25 protein-coding genes are annotated in these 22,136 nt (G+C 51.2%); 19 read left to right on the forward strand and 6 right to left on the reverse strand.

Annotation, left to right across the window (positions count from 1 at the left end; all coding sequences use genetic code 11):
* Positions 1–55 precede the first annotated feature (55 nt).
* On the reverse strand, positions 56–427 hold the full coding sequence (locus CLV58_RS19975) for a response regulator transcription factor (protein WP_106139634.1): 372 nt from the start codon (positions 425–427) through the stop codon (positions 56–58).
* A gap of 980 nt (positions 428–1,407) precedes the next feature.
* On the opposite strand from CLV58_RS19975, the gene CLV58_RS19980 reads away from it, so the two are divergent.
* From CLV58_RS19980 to CLV58_RS20010, 7 genes are all read left to right on the forward strand, one after another.
* Positions 1,408–1,659: a YtxH domain-containing protein gene (locus CLV58_RS19980; protein WP_106139601.1), complete on the forward strand. Its 252-nt coding sequence runs from the start codon at positions 1,408–1,410 to the stop codon at positions 1,657–1,659.
* A 32-nt stretch (positions 1,660–1,691) separates the two neighbouring features.
* Positions 1,692–2,087 carry a YtxH domain-containing protein gene (locus CLV58_RS19985; protein WP_106139602.1) on the forward strand — a complete coding sequence of 132 codons (396 nt, stop codon included), beginning with the start codon at positions 1,692–1,694 and terminating at the stop codon, positions 2,085–2,087.
* 164 nt (positions 2,088–2,251) lie between these two features.
* The gene (locus tag CLV58_RS19990; protein ID WP_106139603.1) at positions 2,252–3,397 is read left to right on the forward strand and encodes an efflux RND transporter periplasmic adaptor subunit; all 1,146 of its coding nucleotides are present in this window, start codon (positions 2,252–2,254) and stop codon (positions 3,395–3,397) included.
* Positions 3,398–3,417: 20 nt separating this feature from the next.
* Complete coding sequence (locus tag CLV58_RS19995) at positions 3,418–6,516, forward strand: efflux RND transporter permease subunit (protein ID WP_106139604.1); 3,099 nt, start codon at positions 3,418–3,420, stop codon at positions 6,514–6,516.
* Positions 6,517–6,906: 390 nt separating this feature from the next.
* Positions 6,907–7,584 (forward strand): response regulator, encoded by a 678-nt coding sequence (locus tag CLV58_RS20000; protein ID WP_106139605.1) that lies wholly within the window; start codon positions 6,907–6,909, stop codon positions 7,582–7,584.
* A gap of 41 nt (positions 7,585–7,625) precedes the next feature.
* Positions 7,626–9,047, forward strand: coding sequence for a sensor histidine kinase (locus CLV58_RS20005; protein WP_106139606.1), 1,422 nt, complete (start codon positions 7,626–7,628; stop codon positions 9,045–9,047).
* 100 nt (positions 9,048–9,147) lie between these two features.
* Positions 9,148–9,798: a carbonic anhydrase gene (locus tag CLV58_RS20010; protein ID WP_106139607.1), complete on the forward strand. Its 651-nt coding sequence runs from the start codon at positions 9,148–9,150 to the stop codon at positions 9,796–9,798.
* 68 nt (positions 9,799–9,866) lie between these two features.
* Here the strand turns inward: CLV58_RS20010 and CLV58_RS20015 are convergent, their stop codons facing one another.
* From CLV58_RS20015 to CLV58_RS20035, 5 genes are all read right to left on the reverse strand, one after another.
* Positions 9,867–10,088 (reverse strand): hypothetical protein, encoded by a 222-nt coding sequence (locus CLV58_RS20015; protein ID WP_106139608.1) that lies wholly within the window; start codon positions 10,086–10,088, stop codon positions 9,867–9,869.
* A gap of 81 nt (positions 10,089–10,169) precedes the next feature.
* Positions 10,170–10,481: a hypothetical protein gene (locus CLV58_RS20020; RefSeq protein ID WP_106139609.1), complete on the reverse strand. Its 312-nt coding sequence runs from the start codon at positions 10,479–10,481 to the stop codon at positions 10,170–10,172.
* 82 nt (positions 10,482–10,563) lie between these two features.
* Positions 10,564–12,159, reverse strand: coding sequence for a peptide chain release factor 3 (locus CLV58_RS20025; protein ID WP_106139610.1), 1,596 nt, complete (start codon positions 12,157–12,159; stop codon positions 10,564–10,566).
* A gap of 361 nt (positions 12,160–12,520) precedes the next feature.
* A complete protein-coding gene (locus CLV58_RS20030; RefSeq protein ID WP_106139611.1) occupies positions 12,521–12,898 on the reverse strand; it encodes a DUF423 domain-containing protein in 378 nt (125 codons plus the stop codon).
* A 117-nt stretch (positions 12,899–13,015) separates the two neighbouring features.
* A complete protein-coding gene (locus CLV58_RS20035) occupies positions 13,016–13,672 on the reverse strand; it encodes a YggS family pyridoxal phosphate-dependent enzyme (RefSeq protein WP_106139612.1) in 657 nt (218 codons plus the stop codon).
* A gap of 186 nt (positions 13,673–13,858) precedes the next feature.
* Here CLV58_RS20035 and CLV58_RS20040 point away from each other — a divergent pair, with 186 nt between their 5' ends.
* The 12 genes from CLV58_RS20040 to CLV58_RS20095 all read left to right on the forward strand — a co-directional run bounded on the left by CLV58_RS20040 (position 13,859) and on the right by CLV58_RS20095 (position 22,116).
* Positions 13,859–14,803, forward strand: a complete 945-nt coding sequence (locus CLV58_RS20040) for a hypothetical protein (RefSeq protein WP_106139613.1) — start codon at positions 13,859–13,861, stop codon at positions 14,801–14,803.
* A 170-nt stretch (positions 14,804–14,973) separates the two neighbouring features.
* A complete protein-coding gene (gene rpsF, locus CLV58_RS20045) occupies positions 14,974–15,342 on the forward strand; it encodes a 30S ribosomal protein S6 (RefSeq protein WP_106139614.1) in 369 nt (122 codons plus the stop codon).
* Positions 15,343–15,344: 2 nt separating this feature from the next.
* Entirely contained in the window at positions 15,345–15,596 is a 252-nt protein-coding gene (rpsR, locus tag CLV58_RS20050; protein WP_106139615.1) for a 30S ribosomal protein S18, read from the forward strand.
* A gap of 100 nt (positions 15,597–15,696) precedes the next feature.
* Complete coding sequence (gene rplI / locus CLV58_RS20055) at positions 15,697–16,140, forward strand: 50S ribosomal protein L9 (protein ID WP_106139616.1); 444 nt, start codon at positions 15,697–15,699, stop codon at positions 16,138–16,140.
* A gap of 114 nt (positions 16,141–16,254) precedes the next feature.
* Entirely contained in the window at positions 16,255–16,893 is a 639-nt protein-coding gene (locus tag CLV58_RS20060) for a Uma2 family endonuclease (protein WP_245882393.1), read from the forward strand.
* Positions 16,894–16,965: 72 nt separating this feature from the next.
* On the forward strand, positions 16,966–17,988 hold the full coding sequence (locus CLV58_RS20065) for a GSCFA domain-containing protein (RefSeq protein ID WP_106139618.1): 1,023 nt from the start codon (positions 16,966–16,968) through the stop codon (positions 17,986–17,988).
* Positions 17,989–18,016: 28 nt separating this feature from the next.
* Positions 18,017–19,120, forward strand: a complete 1,104-nt coding sequence (locus tag CLV58_RS20070) for an Mrp/NBP35 family ATP-binding protein (protein ID WP_106139619.1) — start codon at positions 18,017–18,019, stop codon at positions 19,118–19,120.
* 42 nt (positions 19,121–19,162) lie between these two features.
* On the forward strand, positions 19,163–19,429 hold the full coding sequence (locus CLV58_RS20075) for a NifU family protein (protein ID WP_106139620.1): 267 nt from the start codon (positions 19,163–19,165) through the stop codon (positions 19,427–19,429).
* 3 nt (positions 19,430–19,432) lie between these two features.
* The gene (locus CLV58_RS20080; protein ID WP_106139621.1) at positions 19,433–19,675 is read left to right on the forward strand and encodes a DUF433 domain-containing protein; all 243 of its coding nucleotides are present in this window, start codon (positions 19,433–19,435) and stop codon (positions 19,673–19,675) included.
* Entirely contained in the window at positions 19,659–19,982 is a 324-nt protein-coding gene (locus CLV58_RS29210; protein ID WP_106139622.1) for a DUF5615 family PIN-like protein, read from the forward strand. Before CLV58_RS20080 ends, CLV58_RS29210 begins: the two co-directional genes overlap by 17 nt.
* Before the next feature lie 70 nt (positions 19,983–20,052).
* Positions 20,053–21,708 (forward strand): D-alanine--D-alanine ligase family protein, encoded by a 1,656-nt coding sequence (locus tag CLV58_RS20090; RefSeq protein ID WP_106139623.1) that lies wholly within the window; start codon positions 20,053–20,055, stop codon positions 21,706–21,708.
* Between the two features lie 153 nt (positions 21,709–21,861).
* Entirely contained in the window at positions 21,862–22,116 is a 255-nt protein-coding gene (locus CLV58_RS20095; RefSeq protein WP_106139624.1) for a DUF2442 domain-containing protein, read from the forward strand.
* Positions 22,117–22,136 lie beyond the last annotated feature (20 nt).

Here is a 22,136-nt window from a genome sequence, read left to right on the forward strand (position 1 = left end):
TAAGGAAGGTGCTTCCACAAGCGGTTGGTTCGTTTTCCTTGTTCAACAAAGATACTTAAACCTGAGTGCTTTGCAAGGCCTTCTCTACTGACAGACGGGTGAACGGTTTTCCCACAAAAAAGTCGGCTCCCTGGTCGACAGCCCGACGCCGTTCCGCCTGTCCGTCGAATGCACTAATCATAATGACCCGTGCATTTACCTGATCTTCCCGGATAAGCGGTAATAGGTCGAAGCCCAGTCCGTCGGGGAGGTTGAGGTCAAGAAAGATGGCGTCATACTGTTGAGAAAGTAAGCATTGGCGACCTTCTTCGATGTACTGCGCACAGGTAGGTATGTACCCTAATTTACGCAGCAATCCCGAAAGTAGCAGGCATATATCCGATTCGTCATCAATAATCAGTACACGCTTCGAGGAGACTGTATTCACTTTTGCAGGGGCTATTCCGGGCTGAAAACCGGTATTATATCGCGTCGTCATTTGTACCATTGTAGTATAGCAGTCAACCCGCTTGCATCAAACGCATACAATTCTATGCCGAATTTGTCATCTAATGACTCAAACGGCCAAAAAAGGATATGGAAATAGTGCCAAAGGGAAAATCGTATTGCTTACACCGGGCCCTGGCTTCTTAGTGGTGCCTGTGTGGGCATTATCTTACGTATATACCGTGTCAATTTTCCACGACTTTTCTACAGTTGTAGAAAATTTTCTACACACACAGGCTAAACAAACGCCAATGGCTATACGCAGCTCTTTTCATATATGTTTGTTTAAACACTCATTTACAGCGACCTGCGTTTATAAAACTGTGTATCAATAGCTAATGCAGCTTCTGGCACACATTTTTCTACTTCAGCACATAGAAAGAGGCAATTCTGATTTACTCGAACGAACGTTATGGGAAACCTTCTTTACGCGGTTGCATACTGTTAGCTCAGCACTTACACGGCTTAATAGTTTCAGCATCGGTAGTCGATAAGCGTTCTGCTGGTAGTCATCGCCACAACACATCCGATTCACGGACGTGTTAGTTTGAAAAGAGGTTTCCTTGTCTTTAAGACAAACATAAATAGCCGGTTAGAGAACATAATGTTCACTCTGGTATAACGATTTTAGGTTAAGTACAAGTTACGGTGGGTACGGAATCCCTGCGCCAGTTTGAGCGCAGGGATTTTTATTTGTACCCTGCCAATCAACGACTGCTGCCGAATCAGCCCTGTAAATCGACACAGTGAGGAATTGTTAGGGTATTCTGGGGAAATTTTTACTCAATCATTCCGTAAACGAACGTCAGCACATGCAACTATAATTTTCTATATATCAATCATTTAATCTAACAAAATTGCGTTGGTATGGTATTCTCTCTGTGAAAACCGTATTTGTTCACTCACTAAATTAACAGAGAAATGAGAGCGTTACCCGGAATTTTGGTTGGTTTGGCAGTAGGTGCTATTGTCGGTGTTTTGTTGGCTCCTGAGAGCGGAAAGAAAACGCGCAAGCGGATTTCGTCAGAAACCGATTCACTGTTCAGCGACCTGCAGGATCAGCTTCAGTCTGGTCTGGACAGCATCAGAAGTCAGTACGATGATTTCGTCGATCAGGCGAGTTCGAAGTCGAAAGACATCGCTGACGAAGTAAAACGCAAAGCCAAATTCTAGTACAACCGCAAAACGGATAAACAATAGCAATCATGAGAAGCACAAGAGATTTCTTCACAGGCATCATAACGGGCGTCGTCATCGGCTTATTGACGGCACCACGTAGCGGCAAAGAGACGCGCGAAAAGCTGGTCGATGAGGCAAACAAACGTAGCGAAGGCCTGAAAGACCAATGGGAAAAGGGCGTGGCTCAGGCGAAAGAAGGTTATGAGCAGGTGAAGAGCCAGGTCAACCAGTACGCTGATCAGGCGAAGACGCAGGTTAACCAATACGTCGATCAAACCAAGTCGCAGTTCGATACTGCAAAGAACGAAGCGAAGTCAGAGTTCGAGCGCGGAAAGTCGACGTTCAATTCAAAGGTAGATGACCTTGCCGACAGCGCGAAAGAAGGCGTAGACGACGCAAGAAACTCGTTCAAAGCCAGCTAGTAACAAGCTGATTCAATAAAGCAGCAGAGCCCGTTGACGACTGTCAACGGGCTCTGCTGCTTTATTGAGCTTTAACATTCTTTTAATTCTTGTTTAAGTAATATTTAACAACGGGATGTCACATTTGTAAGTGGTCTATTTCACCACGATCAACTAATTCTTCGATGCCATCTAGTTTTGCTCTTTCAGTCTGCAATCCCACCTGGTCCCGCAACAAAGCCGTCGGCTATACCGTTGGCAAACTGCTCTGCCTTTCACTACTTACTACTTTTCTGGGAAGTTGTGGCTCATCAGAAAAGCCAGAACACGTTGCCAAACGGTCTACCAATCACATCAATCTGCTTAAAGCAGCAACGCTTGACACTGCCCGATTGGAGCGGACGAACAATGAACTCAGCCTTACGGGTAAAGTAACGTTCAATCAGGATCAGGTCGTCAAGGTTTTCCCGCTTGTCGGTGGTCACATTGAAGCGCTTAAAGTGGACCTGGGTGATTACGTTCGAAAAGGACAAGTGCTGGCGGTGATCCGGTCTGGTGACCTGGCCGACCTGGAGCAGGCTACCGTGACGGCCCGAGGTGAACTGGCCGTTGCTCAGAAGAACATGCAGGTGACGGAGGGGATGAATAAAGCTGGGTTCAGCTCTGATCGGGATATGGTTGCCAGTCGTGAGCAGTTACAGGCAGCCAAGGGCGAAGTAAACCGCGTGGCCGAACGGCGTCGAATTCTGGGCGGTAGCGGTTCTTCCTACGTCGTCAAGGCCCCCATGAGCGGCTTTATCGTCGAGAAATCGGCGTCGGCCGGAATGGAACTTCGGTCCGATGATCCCGAAAATCTCTTCACCATTTCCAATCTCGATCGGGTCTGGGTACTGGCTAATGTTTACGAATCAGACCTATCTCATGTCCACGAGGGTGATCGGGCACTGATTACGACCATCTCCTACCCCGACAAAGCCTTCAAAGGGCACATCGACAAGATATTCAACGTGCTCGATGCGGCCAGCAAGACGATGAAAGTCCGGGTCACGCTCGACAACGCAGATTATCGGCTGAAGCCCGAAATGTTCGCCAACGTCAATGTTACCTACGCGGGTAAGGATGAGCGTGTCACGATACCAGCCCGCGCGGTGGTCTTCGACAAGAATCGGAACTACGTCGTTGCCGTTGACCGGCAGAACAATCCCATTGTGCGGGAGGTGAGTTTATACCGAACCATCGGTGATAAAACGTACCTGACGGCTGGCTTATCACCCGGCGACCGGGTCGTCAGTCGCAATCAGCTGTTGATCTACAACGCGCTGGGCAACTAGTTGCTTCTCACCCACCGTGCATGAACAAGTTTATCAAAGGCATTCTGTCCTTTTCGCTCAAGAATAAATTTTTCATTTTCTTCCTGACGTTTCTGGCCGTGGTAGCGGGGGTTATCAGTTACCGCGACACGCCGATTGAGGCTTTCCCGGACGTCACCAACACACAAATCACCCTCATCACGCAATGGCCGGGTCGGTCGGCTGAAGAGGTTGAGAAATTTGTGACGATACCCATCGAAATCGGCCTGAATCCGGTTCAGCGCCGAACGGACATTCGCTCGACGTCGCTGTTCGGCCTGTCGGTCGTCAAGATTATCTTCGATGATGGCGTCGACGACACCTTTGCCCGGCAACAGGTAAACAACCTCCTGAACAGCATTGAGTTGCCGGAAGGGATACGCCCCGACGTACAGCCTCCGTACGGACCGACGGGCGAGATTTTCCGGTATACGCTACGTTCGCCCACCCGTAGTCCACGCGAACTGAAGACGATACAGGACTGGGTTATCGAACGACAATTGAAGGGCGTTCCGGGGGTCGCCGAAGTCGTTAGTTTCGGCGGAGAAGTGAAAACCTACGAAATATCGCTCGACCCGCGCCGGCTGATCGATTACGATATTACGCCACTCGAACTGTACAAAGCGGTTTCCTCGTCAAACGTCAACGTCGGGGGCGATGTCATCAATAAAAACGCGCAGTCATACGTCGTGCGGGGTATCGGCCTGTTGCGAAATCAGCGCGATATCGAGAGTATCACCATCAAGACCATCAATGGCACACCCATTATGGTCGGTAACGTCGCGCACGTATCGGAATCGGCTCTACCGAGACTGGGGCAGGCCGGACGTGGCCCGGTTGACGATGTCGTTGAGTGCATCGTAATCATGCGAAAGGGGGAGAATCCCGGTGAAGTCATTCAGCGCGTCAAGACAAAAATCAACGACCTGAACGAGCAGATTCTGCCCGGCGACGTACAGATCGACACGTTCTATAACCGTGAGACGCTGATCAACTTTTCGACGCACACGGTCACGCATAACCTGATCGAAGGTATCGTCTTCGTAACGGTCATCGTCTTTCTGTTCATGGCCGACTGGCGCACCACGCTCACGGTGTCGATTGTCATTCCACTGGCACTGCTGTTTGCGTTTATCTGCCTGCGGCTGAAAGGCATGTCGGCCAACCTACTCAGCATGGGTGCCATCGACTTTGGGATTATCGTCGACGGGGCCGTTGTGATGGTCGAAGGTATTTTCGTCACCATGGATGAATTGGCGCATCGGGTCGGTATGGCACGATTCAACCGGCTGGCCAAGATGGGGCTGCTACGCCGTACGGGTACCGAGATGGGGAAAGCGATTTTCTTCTCCAAGCTCATCATCATCACGTGCCTGGTTCCGATTTTCTCGTTTCAGAAAGTCGAAGGTAAGCTATTCTCTCCGCTGGCCTGGACACTGGGTTTTGCACTGCTGGGAGCCCTGCTGTTTACGCTTACGCTTGTCCCCGTCCTGGCCAGTATTCTGCTCCAGAAAAATGTCCGCGAAAAGCACAATCCTTTCGTTGCGTTCATCACGAAATACGCGACCCGCATTTTCGCCTTTACCTTTTCGCACCGACGTATCAGCCTGATTACGACGGCGGTTATTGTCCTGATCGGACTAGCGGGCTTTCCGCTGCTGGGTACGGAATTTCTTCCCGAACTGAACGAAGGCTCCATATACGTACGGGCCACCATGCCGATGAGTATTTCCTTGCCGGAATCGGTGCAGGAAACGATTCAGATGCGGCACATTTTTCAGGAGTTTCCCGAAGTACGGGGCGTCATCTCACAAACCGGCCGCCCCAACGACGGCACCGATCCAACGGGCTTTTACAACATCGAATTCCTGGTTGATATTTATCCGCAGGACGAATGGAAAAGTAAGCTCACCAAAGAAGAACTCGTGGAGAAGATGCAGCAAAAGCTGCGCATATTTCCGGGCGTTAATTTTGGCTTCTCGCAACCCATTATGGACAACGTGGAAGAGGCTGTGTCCGGCGTAAAAGGTTCGATTGCCGTAAAAATTTATGGGCCCGACCAATCGATTCTGGAAAGCAAAGCTTACGACGTTCAGAAGCAGCTGGCCCGCGTGCAGGGCATTGCTGACCTGGGTGTGATCCGCACGACGGGCCAACCCGAAATGCGTATCGAACTCGATGAACGCAAGCTGGCCCGGTATGGCGTCGATAAAGCAGATGCCGAAGCCGTAATCGAGATGGCGATCGGCGGTAAAGCAGCGACGCAGATTTACGAGGGCGAGCGCAAGTTCGATCTCCGCATCCGCTATGATCAACCCTTCCGGTCGAATGAGCAGCAGATCAGCCGCCTGATGGTGCCCACCCAAAACAACTCGATGATTCCGATCAAAGAGATCGCGACGGTCTATACGCAGACGGGCCCAGTGCTGATTTTCCGGGAAGGCGGGCAACGCTACGGCGCGGTGAAGTTTTCCGTTCGGGGGCGTGATATGGGCGGAGCGGTGGCCGAAGCCCAGCAAAACGTCCGGGACAACGTAAAACTTCCCCCCGGCTATACGATCAAATGGGCAGGCGACTTCGAGAATCAGCAGCGGGCTACACTACGACTCGAACAGGTGGTCCCGATCAGTTTGCTGGCTATCTTTTTTATTCTGTTCGTCCTGTTTGGGAACGTGAAAGATGCCGGGCTGGTACTGGTCAACGTACCATTCGCGATCATTGGTGGCATTGCAGCCTTACTACTGACCGGTGTCAACTTCAGCATCTCGGCCGGTATTGGTTTTATTGCTCTGTTCGGTATCTGTATTCAAAACGGCGTCATCCTTATTTCGGTCTTTAAAAAGAACCTGCACAACCGGCTATCCCTCAGTGAATCGATCCGACAGGGTGTTGTTTCGCGCATTCGACCGGTGGTGATGACCGCCATGATGGCCGGTATTGGCCTGATTCCGGCAGCCATGTCGCACGGTATCGGTTCAGAGACTGCCCGGCCCCTGGCTATCGTTGTCATTGGTGGGCTGGTTACGGCAACGCTGCTCACGCTTTTTATTTTCCCGCTGATATTTTACGTTTTCTACCGGCATAAATTTCTGGAATTATAAGTCGGTGCTACACACGTTCTTTAGGTTCCGGAGCGTTATAGTATGGATTGCTTGAACAGACATGGTGGCGTAACAGCTCCTATAAACTTTTGTTACACATTGAACTTAAGTTTGCGTTGTCTAGTTTATCAATTAATCCTTTACAAAGGGAAGGTTGAACAATCGGGATTACGAGCCGATCTGGCTTGTTTTCTCGAAATGGTGTGGATAGAAGCGGAAAGCCGCCCCGAATTTCGGAGCGGCTTTTTTGTCTGTAATGGGTCACATACAGTTAGCTGGATGATATGAATGGATGATTACTTTTTAAAATAAAGTTAAAAAAGTCCTGAAACCTAGTGCGCACTGGCGCGTTCTTAGTAATATCCCCCCACTTTTTGTTTGTAGCGAATTATGAAAATACTGGTTGTAGAAGACGAGCCAAAGCTGGCGTCATTTGTTAAGAAAGGTTTGGAGGAACAATCCTGTCAGGTTGATGTTGCCTACGACGGTCAGATGGGCCGTAACATGGCGCTCAGCAATTCCTACGATGTGATTGTACTGGACGTGAATCTGCCCAAACTAAACGGCTTCGACGTAGTGCAGGCAATCCGGCAGGAGAAAAATCAGACGCCGGTATTGATGCTGACAGCAATGGGTTCAGTCGACGATAAACTGACTGGCTTTGAATCGGGTGCCGACGACTATCTGGTAAAACCCTTCGAGTTTCGCGAGCTAATGGCTCGACTGCGGGCGCTGACGAAACGGAGCACCGAGAACGGAATTCAGGCCAACGTACTGAAAGTAGCCGACCTCGAACTGGACCTGAACGAGAAAGTGGCCCGGCGCGACAACCGTCGCATTGAGCTTACCGCCAAAGAATTCGGTTTGCTGGAGTACCTCATGCGTAACCGGGGCCGCGTGGTGTCGCGCATCGACATTGCCGAGAAAGTCTGGGATATCCACTTCGATACCGGTACCAACGTCATCGACGTTTACGTAAACTTCCTGCGAAAGAAAATCGACAAAGACTTTCCGCAGAAGCTTATTCATACCGTAATTGGCATGGGGTACATGCTTAAAGACGAATAGCATCAGGGCTGTTCGCTCTGGGGTATGTTACGGCTCGGCTCATGACCATTCGCATTCGACTGACGCTCTTATTTGGCTTGCTCGTTGGCTCGATTCTGATGCTGTTCTCAGTGTCTGTCTATTACCTATATAATCAGTTTCGGGAACAGGAGTTTCAGAAGCGACTCGTGGAACGGGCGATAACAACGGTCAGGCTGCGCGACGACGTGGGCGATATACCGGCGGGGGACTTACCCGTCCTGGCCGACGAACAGATCACCATCTACGATCAACAGGGTCGGGTACTGTTCAGCCTGGGTAAAGTGTCGGGACGGTATCCGGTAACGCCTTCCTTTCTTCGGCACGTGTCGGCGGGGCAGACGCCTTACATTCGGCAGGGTGACCGCGAGACGATTGGCGTCCGGTATGTCAGCGCGAGTAAACGGGTGTTGGTGTCGGTGGCTTCGGCTTATGATCGGTACGGGTTTTCCAAGCTGGAGCGTCTGCGGACTATACTGCTCTTCGGCTGGTTACTCTGCCTGTTCATCGTCGCCATTGCCGGTTACCTGTTTGCTTCCGACGCACTGCGCCCCGTCGCCGAACTGATTGATCAGGCCAATACGATCTCGGCAACGAACATTCACAAACGACTTCATGTCGGGCGGCAGCGCGACGAACTGGCAGATCTGGCGGGTACGTTCAATGAACTGCTCGATCGACTGGAAAAAGCATTCGTCTCGCAGAAGAGCTTTGTCTCACACGCATCGCACGAACTGCGTACCCCACTGACGGTGATGATGGGGCAGATCGAGGTTACCCGACTTCAGACGCGCTCGACCACCGACTATGAGACCGCGTTCGATGCGCTGCTTGACGAAGTAAAAAACATGATCCGGCTGGTCAATGGTTTGCTTGAACTGGCGCGGGCAAACACTGGTTTTCCGAATCTGCTTCCTAAATACCCGGTTCGACTGGACGAGTTGCTGTGGCAGGCGCAAAGCCAGCTTATTCACAAAAAATCGGACTATCAGATCGATATCGATTTCGATGACCTGCCAAATCAGGAAGACGACCTGGTTGTGATGGGCGACGAATCGCTGTTGCAGACTGCTTTTCTGAATCTGATGGAGAACGGTTGTAAATATTCGCCCAGCCATGCCGTTACGGTGCGCCTTGCGTTCCAGCCCCAACAGGTTCAGATTACCGTCAGCGATCAGGGGTATGGTATTCCACCGCAGGATTTACCCAATATTTTCGAACCCTTTTATCGGTCCGATTCAACCATGACCGTCAGCGGACACGGTATCGGGCTGGCACTGACAAAACGAATTATCAACATTCACCAGGGAACGATTGATGTGGAGTCGACACTCGGTCAGGGAACTACGTTTCGCGTTTGCCTGCCAAACAGGGTAGCCGCAGATACGTCGGCGACATCCGCCCTGGTCAGCACCCGTGACGTTACAGCACTGCCCGAGCATTGACAGGCAGGACCATTAACGAACGAATTCGGTGTTGACTGGAGCATATGAACCGTCTAGACAAAGGAACTCATTAATTTTGCGTTAAAACAAAGGAAACTTTATGAGCTTATACGACAAAGTGTTTAGTCACAACAAGGAATGGGTACAGAAGCAGTTGGACATCGACCCGACTTACTTCTCTGAAATGGCCAAAAACCAGGCACCTGACTTCCTGTATATCGGTTGCTCAGACAGCCGGGTGTCGCCAGACGCTTTTATGGGTATCAAACCCGGCGACGTATTCATTCACCGGAATATCGCCAACCTGGTACCAAACAATGACATCAGTTCGCTGGCCGTACTTCAATACGCTGTCGAGAGCCTGCGTGTAAAGCACGTTATCGTGTGTGGTCACTACGGTTGTGGTGGTGTGAAAGCATCGGTTTCACACGATGATTACGGGTACATGAATACCTGGCTTCGCAATATTCAGGACGTGTACCGTATCCACCGCGACGAGCTTGACGCTATCGAGGATTCGGAAGAACGGCACCGTCGACTTGTTGAATTAAACGTGCGTGAACAGTGCCTGAACGTGATGAAACTGTCGTTCGTACAAAAGCGGCTGTTCGAAAGCCAGGACATAAAAGTTCACGGCTGGGTATACGACCTGTCAAACGGCCAACTAACCGATACTAAAGTATCGCTGGCGGATCTGGAACCAAATTTGAATATCTACCGATTCAACGACGCAGCACTGACAAGTTTGTAGGCACGTGCGTATAAAAAGCAAAAAGGCTTGCCATTGTTGGCAAGCCTTTTTGCTACAGAGAAGAAAAATTACTTGTCCATTTTCTTGGCATCTTTCTTCATCTCTTTGTGCATTTTTTTCATATCCTTGGCTGCTTCAGCTTTGGTATCATCACCAGCGCGTTTAGCTTCCTTTTTCATTTCTTTAGCTTCTTTCTTCATTTCTTTGTGCGCCTTTTTCGCATCGTCCTGGGCAAGCGAAACGCTGGACATAGCGACAACAGCGACAAGAGCAAGCATTACTTTTTTCATGAGTGTACGTGGTTTGATTTTGTAATTATTAACCACAACTACATGATCGCTAAAAAGTTGTTAAAGGCTTATTAAACTCCGTTAGTTGCCCCCCTTTACATTTTTCATCCGCGCCTTCACTGAAGTGGGGCCAGTCATCGTGCTGCTGCGTGCGTCGGTAGTCGTTGGCTGGGTTGGCATTTTGGCAGCCTGTGTCTGTTCCATTGTCGTGCCAGTACCGGCGGGCAGTCCATCGTGCGCGTTTGATTCCGATTGGCTCGATCGTTTAGCGTCCATCTGCGACATCGTTCCACCGGCTTTACTGGTCGATTTATTTTTCTTTGTGGGTTGTTGGGCTAACACGGCTGAGCCGATCAGCAGCGAGAGTGCAAACGAAAAGAGTGGCGTTTTCATAGCGAGCGATTTAGGTTCGTTGCTATGATAACGCCACTCGTTGCCAGTGGTTTGAAAATTAGCGGGGAATATCCGGCGCTGGTTAGACCGCCACGTCGAACTCCGACGTCAGGTGAAACTGTACGTCCGGGTTATTCTGCTGATTCATGCGCAGCATCCAGTCCGATTCAGCCAGGAACACCGGTCGATTATCTTTGTCGTACGCAATCTGAGTGCCTTTCAGGCGAATGAATTCGGCCAGCTTGGCAGGATTATCCGACGTAATCCAGCAGGCTTTCGTGTAGTTCAGACCCACCCAGCGGCACTTGGCACCGTACTCATTTTCGAGCCGGTATTGAATGACTTCAAATTGGAGTTCGCCCACCGTACCGACGATTTTCCGATTACCGATTTCCAGCGTGAACAGCTGCGCTACACCCTCGTCAGTCAGCTGCTGAATTCCTTTATCGAGTTGCTTCGACTTCATGGGGTCGAGGTTAATCAGCTCTTTAAAAATCTCCGGCGAAAAGCTCGGAATTCCCTGAAACTGTAACTCCTCCCCTTCCGTCAGCGTATCGCCAATTTTGAACGTGCCGGTATCATACAAACCCACGACATCGCCGGGAAATCCTTCTTCAACGACGCTTTTGCTGTCGGCCATAAAGCTGAACGGCGAGGCAAAGCGCACGTTCTTGTCGAGCCGGGTATGGTGGTAAAATTTACCCCGCTCGAATACGCCCGAGCAGATGCGCAAAAAGGCGATCCGGTCGCGGTGACGTGGGTCGAGGTTTGCGTGAATTTTAAAGACAAAACCGCTGAAGTTTTTTTCTTCCGGCAGCACTTCCCGCTTGTCGGTCGGGCGGGCAATCGGCTCGGGCGAGATCGAGCAGAAACCTTCCAGCAATTCCTTCACGCCGAAATTATTGACCGCCGACCCAAAGAACACAGGGGCCAGTTTACCATCGAGATAAGCCTGCCGGTCGAACGCATCGTAAACCCCTTCGATCAGTTCGACGTCTTCCCGGAGCTGAGCCGCATCACGCGCACCCACTTTCTGATCCAGTAGGCTATCAGTCAGTTCGATGGGCAGGACATCGTCTTCTACTTTGGTTTTGTTGACTTTGAAGAAATATAATTTTTTCTCGATCAGGCTGTAGACGCCTTTGAAGTCAGACCCCATATTGACGGGCCAGGTCATCGGCCGCACACGGATGTTTAGTTTCTCTTCCAGTTCGTCAAGCAGATCGAAGGGATTTTGCCCTTCGCGGTCCAGCTTATTGATAAAAATAATAACCGGCGTATCACGCATCCGGCATACTTCCATCAGGCGTTCGGTCTGTTCCTCAACGCCTTTCACGCAGTCGATAACCAGAATGACACTATCGACAGCCGTCAGTGTCCGATACGTATCTTCCGCGAAATCTTTGTGGCCCGGTGTATCGAGAATGTTTATTTTCAGATCGCTGTACTCGAACGTCATTACCGACGTAGCGACCGAGATACCGCGCTGCTTCTCGATTTCCATGAAATCGGACGTGGCGGTTTTCTTGATCTTGTTTGACTTCACGGCCCCGGCCGTCTGGATGGCGCCCCCGAAGAGCAGCAGTTTTTCGGTGAGTGTGGTCTTACCGGCGTCAGGGTGGCTGATGATGGCGAACGTCCGCCGACGAGCGGTTTCAGCCTGTATATTCGTTTGCATTATTCTCAGAATCAGGCAGCAAAGATACGAAAAAGTAAGGATAGTTGCCTGCTGCATGTACACCGGTAAAACAAGTCAGGCCTGACTGCGGGGATGCGGCCAGGCCTGATGTAACAGTTGAATAATGAGCGTATTGGCTGTATTACAAGAAGCGCGATCGTACTTTCTGCGGGCGCGTTTTTCGGGTCCACTGCTCGCTCGTCAGAATTCCCATTAGAAATCCGGCCGTGAGCGTTACGCCTAATGTTACAACACAGAGTATGATTTGGTAGGTGTCGGTTTGACTGTACATGCTTTGCTTGGGTTTTGGGCCTTTCGGACGAAAGACAGCATCTGACGTAACGCGTCCGTCTTGTTTTTTTTACGAAAACGCCCAGAATAGCAACGCCCAGCCCGCAATCATAGCGACTCCGCCAAGTGGCGTTATCGCGCCGAGCCACGTGATACCGGTAAAGCACAGCACGTAAAGCGAACCCGAGAAAATCAGAACGCCCCCCAGAAATGAGTAGCCTGCCCAGCCCAACAGCCGGACAGCGGCCGGATTGTTCCCCACCAGTTGCATCAATACGCCTACCAGCACCAATGCCAGGGCGTGGTAAAACTGATACTTGACCGCCGTCTCGAACGTAGCTGCCCGCCCCGTCGATTCCAGCATAGTCCGCAGCGCGTGTGCGCCGAACGCACCCAACCCTACACCTACTAACCCTAAAATAGCCCCTGCCTGAATAAAAAATTTCATCGTGATTTGTCTTGAACTGTGATTTAGTCTTGAACTATGATTTATTTGATTACGCTGATGAAGTGTGATTTTTTGAAATCAGTGAAATCACAAAAATCACAAAAATCACAGTTCCGACTACCGCGCCCCAAAAATGGCGCTCCCTACCCGGACCAGGGTACTACCCTCTTCAACCGCGATTTCGTAATCGCCACTCATGCCCATCGATAACTCGCTAAACTGAACCTGCGCTGTTTGTATGGTGGCTAGCTTGTCGAACAGTTGCTTTAACCCACGGAACTCCCGACGAATCTGCTCCTCATCGTCGGTATTTGTCGCCAGACCCATCAGGCCAACGATACGAACGTTTTGTAAGTCGTTGAGCGTCTCCGACCGGAGCAGCGCTTCTGCTTCTTCAGCCAGCATGCCGAATTTGGTTTCTTCATCAGCGACGTGAATCTGCAACAGACAGTCGATAACGCGGCCGTTTTTCAGCGCCTGCTTGTTTACTTCCTGTAGCAGTTTGAGGCTATCAATCGAATGAATCAGGCTGACAAAGGGCGCGATGTATTTCACCTTATTACTTTGCAGGTGTCCGATCAGATGCCAGTCAATGTCGCCGGGCAGTTGCGGTTGTTTCTCCGCCATCTCCTGCACTTTATTCTCGCCAAATAGCCGCGCACCAGCCTCATAAGCCTCCTGTAACATCGCTACGGGCTTCGTTTTCGTGACGGCAATCAGTCGGGCGCGGCCCTTTATTTTCTGCTCAATTACCTGAATACGCTCTGCAATCATGGTCGTTTTTCAGTGGATACGGCCGTAGCCATTCGTTAATATTGTGCAAAGATAGGTTTGAGAACTACGCAGAATCCTGTAGTTTTTGGCCCGCTAAGGCACATTATCAGCCATACGGCAATAATGAATCACGCCTGCGACGTTGTTGGTGTCGACATCTTTACTACTAATTCTAACGCCCCTGTCATGGAATCAAGACCTCGTAATCAGACGAATAACAGCCGTAGTTACCTGTTGGTGGCGCTACTCGTACTCGCTGCGCTAAACGTGCTGCTGCTTTACTTCTATTACCAGGAACATCAGCTCAACAAGAACAAAGACGCCACGATTGCCGCAAAAACGGAAGAAGTGCTAACGGTAAAAACCCGGCTTGATTCGATTTCCAATGAGCTGGACGCCAAGATCGCCGAGATTCAGCGGCTGGGTGGCAGTGTTGACTCGCTCATGAAGGTTAAGGCACAACTCGAAATCGACAAGCGCGAACTGCGCAACCTGACCAGCTTCAGCAGCAAGAAATACGATCAGAAGATCAAAAACTACCAGTCGCTGCTAGCCCAGAAAGACCAGGAGATTGCCCGGCTTAAAGAAGAGAACGGTATTCTGGTAGCTAAGAACGATTCACTTAGCACGGAAAACAACACGTTGCGTACCGAGCGGCAAAGTCTGAACGATTCGGTGTCTTCCTACTCAGCCCGCAATCGGGAACTCAACGAGAAGGTAACGATAGCGGCTGCCCTCCGGGCCGAATCCATTACGATCGACGCTATCAACCGGCGCGGCAAAGAGAAAGACGGCGGCAGCTATAAGGCCAAGCGTATCGAAAAAATCAAAGTAGCCGTAAAACTGGCCCCGAACGGATTGGCCCAGCAGAACGAGAAAGAACTGTACATGCGCATCCTGGACCCGAGCGGTGCCGTCATTTCCGATATGGCTACGGGGTCCGGCGAGTTTACTTACAATGGACAGGGTATGATTTACACCGCCAAGCAGCCGTTTACGTTCACTAACAACCGACAAGACGTTACCTTCCTATATGATCGGGGTGCCCAACGCTTCAACGTAGGCAAGCACGTTGTTGAGATCTACTGCGAAGGCTTCCGCATCGGCGAGGGCGAATTTACGGTACGATAGGCTGGCGTTACGAAGTTGTAGAGTTTTACAGTCGTAGAGTTGTAAAGTTTTTGGGTTATAGAGTTGGCTAGCACCGATGTTGCTTGCGACAGCCAACTTTATAACTACAGGACTTTACAACTCTATAACTTTTTCGTACCTTTGCGCCCTCATTTCAAACCAATTACACAATGTTTCCCAATAATTACGAAACGGTGTTCATTTTAACTCCCGTTTTATCTGATCTTCAGATGAAGGACGCCGTTGATAAGTTCCGTAGTGTGCTGACCGAAAATGGCGCGGAACTGGTTCACGAAGAGAACATGGGTCTGCGTAAGCTGGCCTATCCGATTCAGCACAAAAACACGGGTTACTACCAACTCTTCGAGTTTAAGGCTCCCGGCACGATCATCGAGAAACTCAACACCGAGTATCTCCGCGACGAACGCGTTATCCGTCACCTGACGATTTCGCTCGACAAGCATGCCGTTGACTACAACGATCGTAAGCGCAACGGACTGGTGGGCAAGAAAAAACAAACCGAAAACGAGGCTAAGTAATCATGAGTCTGCAAAACGAATCTGTCTCAAAAACCGAGACCCGCAAAAAATACGACCGCTTTAAGAAAGCCGGTATCAAATATATCGATTACAAGGATGGTAACTTCCTGCTGAAACTGCTCAACGAGCAGGGCAAAATTCTGCCCCGCCGTCTGACCGGTACCAGCCTGAAAAACCAGCGCAAAGTGGCGCAGGCCGTTAAGCGTGCCCGTCACCTGGCCATCCTCCCCTACGTAGGCGATTCACTGAAATAGTGTTTTCGGTATATGGTTTACCGTTTACGGCTTGCTGACATTCTGTTCCGGCGGACCGAAACTGAAAACCGAAAACTGAAAACCGAAAACCTTTCTTAAAATGGACATCATTCTCAAAACCGATATCGCCGGCCTGGGCTATAAGAACGACACCGTAACGGTGAAGCCTGGTTATGGCCGTAATTACCTTATCCCGCAGGGATACGCCATGATGGCAACTGATTCGAACAAAAAGATCGTTGCAGAAAACATCCGTCAGGCGGCTCACAAAGCGGAGAAGATCAAAAACGATGCGCAGGCAACCGCTGACAACATCGGCGACCTGACGCTGACCATCCCCGCGAAAGCAGGTGACAGCGGCAAAATCTTCGGCCGTGTGACCAACACGCAGGTAGCTGACGCCCTGCGCGAAAAAGGTTTCGACATCGATCGGAAGAAAATCACGATCGACGACATCAAGAACCTGGGCACCTACGAAGCTTCGCTTGACCTGCACAAGGATGTGAAGCACAAAGTTAAAATCGACGTTGTTGCGGCTGAATAGTCCCAGCTAATGACGTAGCCAATCGGCCGGTCTTCCCTCGGATAGACCGGCCGATTTTTTTATATCTTTGGGTATACGACACACCAGATGGCTACAATTGCACTTGAACAACTTATGAAAGCGCCAAACCTGCCCCAGCTCATCGAGCAGGCGCAGCGGGCGTTACGCGAAGAAGCCCGTAAGCGGCAGGAATTTTATGCCTGGCTTAAGGAGGACGTTAAGGCTGAGTTCATCAACGGCCAAGTTGTCATGCACTCACCGGTAAAAGAGCGGCACTGGACGGCTGTGGGCAATATTTACCGCCTGTTAAGTTCATTTGTCATCAAGAACAAACTCGGCCGGGTTGCGTCGGAGAAGGCGCTTGTTACCTTAAAACGAAATGATTATGAACCGGACGTTTGTTTCTGGAAGCAGGAGAAAGCCGCCCAGTTCACCGCCGATCAGATGAAATTTCCTGCGCCGGATCTGATCGTTGAAGTATTGTCGAAAGGTACGGCCCGTATAGACCGGGGCATCAAGTTTACGGACTATGCCGCAAACGGCATCGCTGAATACTGGATCGTTAACCCCAGCAAGCAACTTGTCGAACAGTACACGCTGGATGCAGCAACGAACGAGTATGCGCTTATCAACACATATACCGGACAGGACATACTGACAGCACAACAGGTAAATGGCTTCGCTGTTTCAACCCTGTCTCTGTTTGACGAAACGGCGAATATGCAGACACTAGCTACCCTTCTTTCCACTTAATTATCAGCCATTTATAGGCAACAAAGTTTTACTGTATCGGACCTAACCGAGCCGCTTTTTTGTTGATTTAGTATGCAGTTTCGTACCGAATTAACACCTGACGCCTTTCCACGGCGGATCAGTTTAACCAGCCGCATCGTTACGATTGGCTCATGCTTCGCCGATGTCATGGGAGGCCGATTAGCCGATTCAAAACTACCGGTGCTTATCAATCCGTTCGGCACGGTATTCAACCCCATTTCCATCAACAAACTCATTACGATGGCGCTGTGTGGCAGCGAACCCGATGAGAACGGGTATCTGGAGCGTGACGGCATCTGGTTTCATTACGATTTTCACTCGTCGCTTTGGGCATACAGCCGCAACGAGCTGAAATCGCGGCTGCTTCATACATTGTCACAGACAGGCGAAGCCATTCGACAAGCCAACTATCTCTTCCTTACGCTGGGGTCAGCCGTTGTATACCGACATCGGCAATCGGGCGAAGTTGTCGCTAACTGCCACAAAATGCCGGGGTCACTATTCGATAAGTATCTGTATCAGGTCGATCATTTGCGAGATGAACTGATGGCACTTGTTCGGACGATACGCCGGGCAAACCCTGCACTGCATATCGTACTAACCGTAAGTCCGGTACGACACACGCGCGATACGTTACCCGTCAACCAGGTAAGTAAGTCGATGCTGCGACTACTGGCGCACGAGCTGACCATATGGCGGGATGGCATTCACTACTTCCCCGCTTACGAACTGATGATCGACGATCTGCGCGACTATCGGTTCTACGAAGCAGATCTGGTTCACCCGAATGCGCAGGCGCATGACTATATCTTCGGAAAGTTTGCGGAGAGCGCCTTTGATGCCGAACTTCGCGCCTTCGTTACGGACTGGCAAAGCGTGCGGCAGGCGCTGGCTCACCGTCCGTTACATGGCGGCAATACCCTTGCTGACCGTCAGTTTCTGACCCGACTGGTAACCCGGCTGGAAAAACTGGCCGATCGCGTCGATACATCGGTGGAACTGCTCGATGTACGCAGCCGTTTGGCACGTATACCGGCAGGCTGTACCGACGAACTCGACAGGCAGAACGCCTGATTCTCAACTGCCTCTTTCTTGACTGACTATGTCTGATTATCGATTACATAAAGACGCCGTCTTGCAGGCGTTGAGTACCGTTGAAGAGCCCGACCTGAAGCGCGATCTTGTGTCGCTGAACATGGTACGCGACATTACGCTGGGTATCGACTCAGTTCGGTTCACCGTTGTACTGACAACCCCTGCCTGTCCGTTGCAGGAAGTTATCCGGAAACGGTGCGAAGACGCGATTCACACCCACATTAGCCCCCAGATTACGGTTCAGGTCGACATGACTTCCGACGTAACGTCGACGCGTAACAACGCGCCAACCCTACCCGGTGTCAAGAACATCATTGCTGTGGCTTCCGGTAAGGGTGGCGTTGGCAAGTCGACGGTTACGGCTAACCTGGCGGTTGCCTTGCACAAATCCGGCGCGAAAGTGGGCATTATCGACGCCGATATTTACGGTCCGTCAATGCCAACTATGTTCGGAGCCGAAGATATTCGACCACGTATTTTTCAGGTCGACGGGCAAAACCGGATGGAGCCGGTACAGCAGTTCGGCATCAAAATTATGTCGATGGGCTTTCTTGTCGACCCGACGCAGGCGATCATCTGGCGGGGTACGATGGCCGGACGGGCGTTGCAGCAGTTTTTCTCCGACGCGGATTGGGGTGAACTCGATTACCTGCTGATCGACTTGCCGCCGGGTACGGGCGATATTCACCTTACGCTGGTGCAAACCGTACCGGTGACGGGTGCCATCATTGTCACGACACCCCAGAAAGTAGCCTTGGCCGACGCCGTGAAAGGGCTGGCTATGTTCCGGCAGCCGCAGATCAACGTACCGGTACTGGGCGTAGTCGAGAACATGTCCTACTTTACCCCGGCGGAACTACCCGACCATCAGTATTTCATCTTCGGAAAAGGTGGAGGACAGCAACTGGCCAATCAGTTTGACGTACCGATGCTGGGGCAGATTCCGCTGGTGCAGAGCATTCGGGAAGCAGGTGACGACGGTCGGCCGGCTTTCAACGTCAGCGATCCGATCGTCGGCGAAGCGTTTCAGTCGGCGGCACAGGCGCTGGCGCAGCAGGTTGCGATTCGCAACAGCGCAGTTGAACAGACAAAGCGAGTGGTGGTTGCGTAAGAAGCCGTCGCTCTGTAAATTTACGGTAAATCACAGGACAAAATGGAGACGGTGGTCAACAACGACGAACTGATTACAAAGATAGATCGCGCCCTCGACAGCATGCGGCCTTACCTGGCGGCAGACGGAGGGAACGTGAAAGTACTGGAAGTGACTGAAGACCGGACCGTACGGCTCGAACTGATGGGTTCGTGCGGCTCGTGCCCAATGTCGGCGATGACATTCAAGGGCGGGCTTGAAGAAGCGATACTAAGAGCAGTTCCTGAGATTTCGAAAGTAGAAGCGGTCAATATCACCCCGGCATTTTAAGCTATGTTAGCCATTCCAGACGTGATTAGCAGCACCCCCGCCGTCATGAGTGGAGTGCCTGTTTTTAAAGGGACACGCGTGCCAGTACAATCCCTGTTCGATCACCTGGAATTAGGTATTTCAGTCGATGACTTTCTGGATGACTTTCCCAGCGTTTCAAAAGAACAAGTTCTTACTACGTTGAAAATTGCGGAACGTTTATTAACTGCGTCGAATCTAAACGCCATATATGAGGCTGCTGCTTGATGAGAATGTTCCCAGAAAACTTAAGCAAGACGTACCTGGTCATTACGTTTGCACCGTAAGGGAACTACAGCAGCACGGCAACGAGGATCAAACAATTCTCCAGTTCCTGGTCGACTTCAATTTCGACGCGTTGATCACCTGCGATAAGAATTTGCGCTTTCAGCAAAATCTTTCCCGGTACCCCACACCAATCATCGTGTTGGATACACACACGAATGCATATCCAGTTTTGCGGGCAGTGATACCGCAACTACTCGCTGTGTTGGAAGCACCGTTACCCGCAGGAGCTACCATAATAAGACCCTAATAAAAAGCCGTCTGCTAAACTCAGACGGCTTTTTTGTTTCTTTGCGTCAGTACCAAAGGCTTTCAATTCTGTGAAAATTGGCATTTTCTTCGGTGGTCCGGCGCGTGAGCGGGAAGTTTCGTATGCAGGTGGTCGCACGGCACTGGCAAATCTGGATAAAGGCTTGTTCGAGCCCGTACTCGTATTCGTCGACGGACGGGGGCGGTTCCGGCTCGTAGACGCTGATTTTTTACAGGGAAACGCCCTGCGCGACGTGTTGCCGCAGGACGAAACCGGCTTTTCCGTTTACGACGAATCACGCCCGGTCGACCGCATCGACGCAGCCCTGCCTGAACTACGCCCGGAACAGTTCCGCGATCATTTCGACATGGTCTTTCTGGCCATGCACGGTCCCGACTGCGAAGACGGTGCGATTCAGGGCCTGCTTGAGTGGTACAAAATGCCGTATACGGGACCGGGGCTGGCTGGGTCGGCGGTGGGAATCAACAAGATCCTGCAAAACGAACTGATCGCGCTGGCAAACGGTCAGCAGAAAAAGACCGCGACGATTAACCGTGACGCCTACGTACAGGCCGACAAAGCACAGTTCTTCCAGTCCCTCACGGCGCATCTGGGCCTGCCTATCGTTGTGAAAGCACCTCATCAGGGGTCGAGCATCGGGGTAGCCATTGTGCGCGAAAACGATCTGGCACAGTTTTGTCGGGCCGTCGAACAATGCTTCTTCACAACGACCGTTCAGCCCGATGGCTGGTCGAAACTGGGCGAATGGCAATCGCTGTCGGCCACAGAAAAAGAGGCTCTAGCACAGCAGATGACCAGTCTCGATGCCGGTATCAGTTTTCCCGTTGTCGTCGAGCAAACGGGGCAGCGGATCAACCACCCGGCGGAATTTGTTCAGACGCTCGATCAGTTGCTGGCTGACGGTTCGCCCCGGATTACGCTGTCGTCGGTCAATGCGGAAGACGAAGTACTGTTCGAGGAGTTTATCAGCGGACAGGAATTTTCGTGTGGCGTCATTCAGGACGACGATCAAACGGCGATTGCCCTCCCCCCCACCGAGATTTATAACGTAACGAGTTTCGACTTCGAGTCGAAGTATAAACTCAGCACGACGAAGAAGCGGATTCCCGTCGAAACAAGTCTGGAAAACAACCGCAAGATTCAACTGGCCGTATCGGAAGTTTTTACGCGGCTGGGCATCAACGTATACGCCCGCATCGACGGTTTCCTAACGCCAGCGGGCGATGTGCTGCTGCACGACCCGAACACGATTCCGGGCATGTCGCCCTCATCGCTGATTTTCAAACAAATGGCGGAGATCGGCCTGAACCTAACCAATGCGCTGACGTACCTGATCCGGCAGTCGCTGCGGGAGCGAATTCGCACCGGAAAAGACACGGCGCACCTGAAGCAGCTACTGTTTAGGCTGGATGAGCGGCTGGTCGATCGCAAGCGGACGCCCCTGCCCGAGCAATCGGTGGTCTTCGGCGCAACCGACGATCAGTGGCTGGCGGCTAAACAGCAGTACAACGAACTGGCGGCCTCCGGCACGGTTCGCCCGCAGCTGGTTTACCAGAGAAATCAGACGGAGTCGATCGCGGTACCGGTTTATCTGCTGTTCCGCGATACCATTGCCGAGCTGGAAGCAGGCCTGGCGGACCCCCGGCATCCATTGCTACTCGAAACAACCGAACAGACCGCGCACATCACCGAACGGTACGTGTAGGGTTTTGACAGGATTACAGGATTTTCATGATTCTATCAGGTTGCAATATCCACGGTCTGTATCGCCAAAATTCTGTAATTCTGCCCATACACTCTCATTCCAACTAACGGGCTTGGTTGACAGATAGAGAAGTGTAATTTTGGCTCGTTAACCATGTACTATCCAAACCCTCGATCTACAGACCAGTTCACTACACAACGAGTTTGGTTCGATGCTGAACACATCTATGTCGAACTGAACGATGGCCGAATTATAGGTAGTCCACTAGCCTGGTTTCCCCGTCTACAGAAGGCAACGCCGGCCCAACGCAATCGATTCGACTTAGTAGCGGGAGGCTACGGCATACACTGGGAAGAATTAGATGAAGACCTTACAGCGGGCGGATTTTTGACTTATTCGCGCCCTTGATCATACGCTACCAGCCTACC

Origin of the sequence: Spirosoma oryzae (genome assembly GCF_003002825.1) — a bacterium.
In the GTDB taxonomy this organism is placed as follows: domain Bacteria; phylum Bacteroidota; class Bacteroidia; order Cytophagales; family Spirosomataceae; genus Spirosoma; species Spirosoma oryzae.

Coding starts and splice junctions, on each gene's coding strand:
- CLV58_RS19980 (WP_106139601.1), top strand. CDS start 1,408: ATGAGAGCGTTACCCGGAATTTTGGTTGGTTTGGCAGTAGGTGCTATT.
- CLV58_RS19985 (WP_106139602.1), top strand. CDS start 1,692: ATGAGAAGCACAAGAGATTTCTTCACAGGCATCATAACGGGCGTCGTC.
- CLV58_RS19990 (WP_106139603.1), top strand. CDS start 2,252: ATGCCATCTAGTTTTGCTCTTTCAGTCTGCAATCCCACCTGGTCCCGC.
- CLV58_RS19995 (WP_106139604.1), top strand. CDS start 3,418: ATGAACAAGTTTATCAAAGGCATTCTGTCCTTTTCGCTCAAGAATAAA.
- CLV58_RS20000 (WP_106139605.1), top strand. CDS start 6,907: ATGAAAATACTGGTTGTAGAAGACGAGCCAAAGCTGGCGTCATTTGTT.
- CLV58_RS20005 (WP_106139606.1), top strand. CDS start 7,626: ATGACCATTCGCATTCGACTGACGCTCTTATTTGGCTTGCTCGTTGGC.
- CLV58_RS20010 (WP_106139607.1), top strand. CDS start 9,148: ATGAGCTTATACGACAAAGTGTTTAGTCACAACAAGGAATGGGTACAG.
- CLV58_RS20015 (WP_106139608.1), bottom strand. CDS start 10,088: ATGAAAAAAGTAATGCTTGCTCTTGTCGCTGTTGTCGCTATGTCCAGC.
- CLV58_RS20020 (WP_106139609.1), bottom strand. CDS start 10,481: ATGAAAACGCCACTCTTTTCGTTTGCACTCTCGCTGCTGATCGGCTCA.
- CLV58_RS20025 (WP_106139610.1), bottom strand. CDS start 12,159: ATGCAAACGAATATACAGGCTGAAACCGCTCGTCGGCGGACGTTCGCC.
- CLV58_RS20030 (WP_106139611.1), bottom strand. CDS start 12,898: ATGAAATTTTTTATTCAGGCAGGGGCTATTTTAGGGTTAGTAGGTGTA.
- CLV58_RS20035 (WP_106139612.1), bottom strand. CDS start 13,672: ATGATTGCAGAGCGTATTCAGGTAATTGAGCAGAAAATAAAGGGCCGC.
- CLV58_RS20040 (WP_106139613.1), top strand. CDS start 13,859: ATGGAATCAAGACCTCGTAATCAGACGAATAACAGCCGTAGTTACCTG.
- rpsF (WP_106139614.1), top strand. CDS start 14,974: ATGTTTCCCAATAATTACGAAACGGTGTTCATTTTAACTCCCGTTTTA.
- rpsR (WP_106139615.1), top strand. CDS start 15,345: ATGAGTCTGCAAAACGAATCTGTCTCAAAAACCGAGACCCGCAAAAAA.
- rplI (WP_106139616.1), top strand. CDS start 15,697: ATGGACATCATTCTCAAAACCGATATCGCCGGCCTGGGCTATAAGAAC.
- CLV58_RS20060 (WP_245882393.1), top strand. CDS start 16,255: ATGAAAGCGCCAAACCTGCCCCAGCTCATCGAGCAGGCGCAGCGGGCG.
- CLV58_RS20065 (WP_106139618.1), top strand. CDS start 16,966: ATGCAGTTTCGTACCGAATTAACACCTGACGCCTTTCCACGGCGGATC.
- CLV58_RS20070 (WP_106139619.1), top strand. CDS start 18,017: ATGTCTGATTATCGATTACATAAAGACGCCGTCTTGCAGGCGTTGAGT.
- CLV58_RS20075 (WP_106139620.1), top strand. CDS start 19,163: ATGGAGACGGTGGTCAACAACGACGAACTGATTACAAAGATAGATCGC.
- CLV58_RS20080 (WP_106139621.1), top strand. CDS start 19,433: ATGTTAGCCATTCCAGACGTGATTAGCAGCACCCCCGCCGTCATGAGT.
- CLV58_RS29210 (WP_106139622.1), top strand. CDS start 19,659: ATGAGGCTGCTGCTTGATGAGAATGTTCCCAGAAAACTTAAGCAAGAC.
- CLV58_RS20095 (WP_106139624.1), top strand. CDS start 21,862: ATGTACTATCCAAACCCTCGATCTACAGACCAGTTCACTACACAACGA.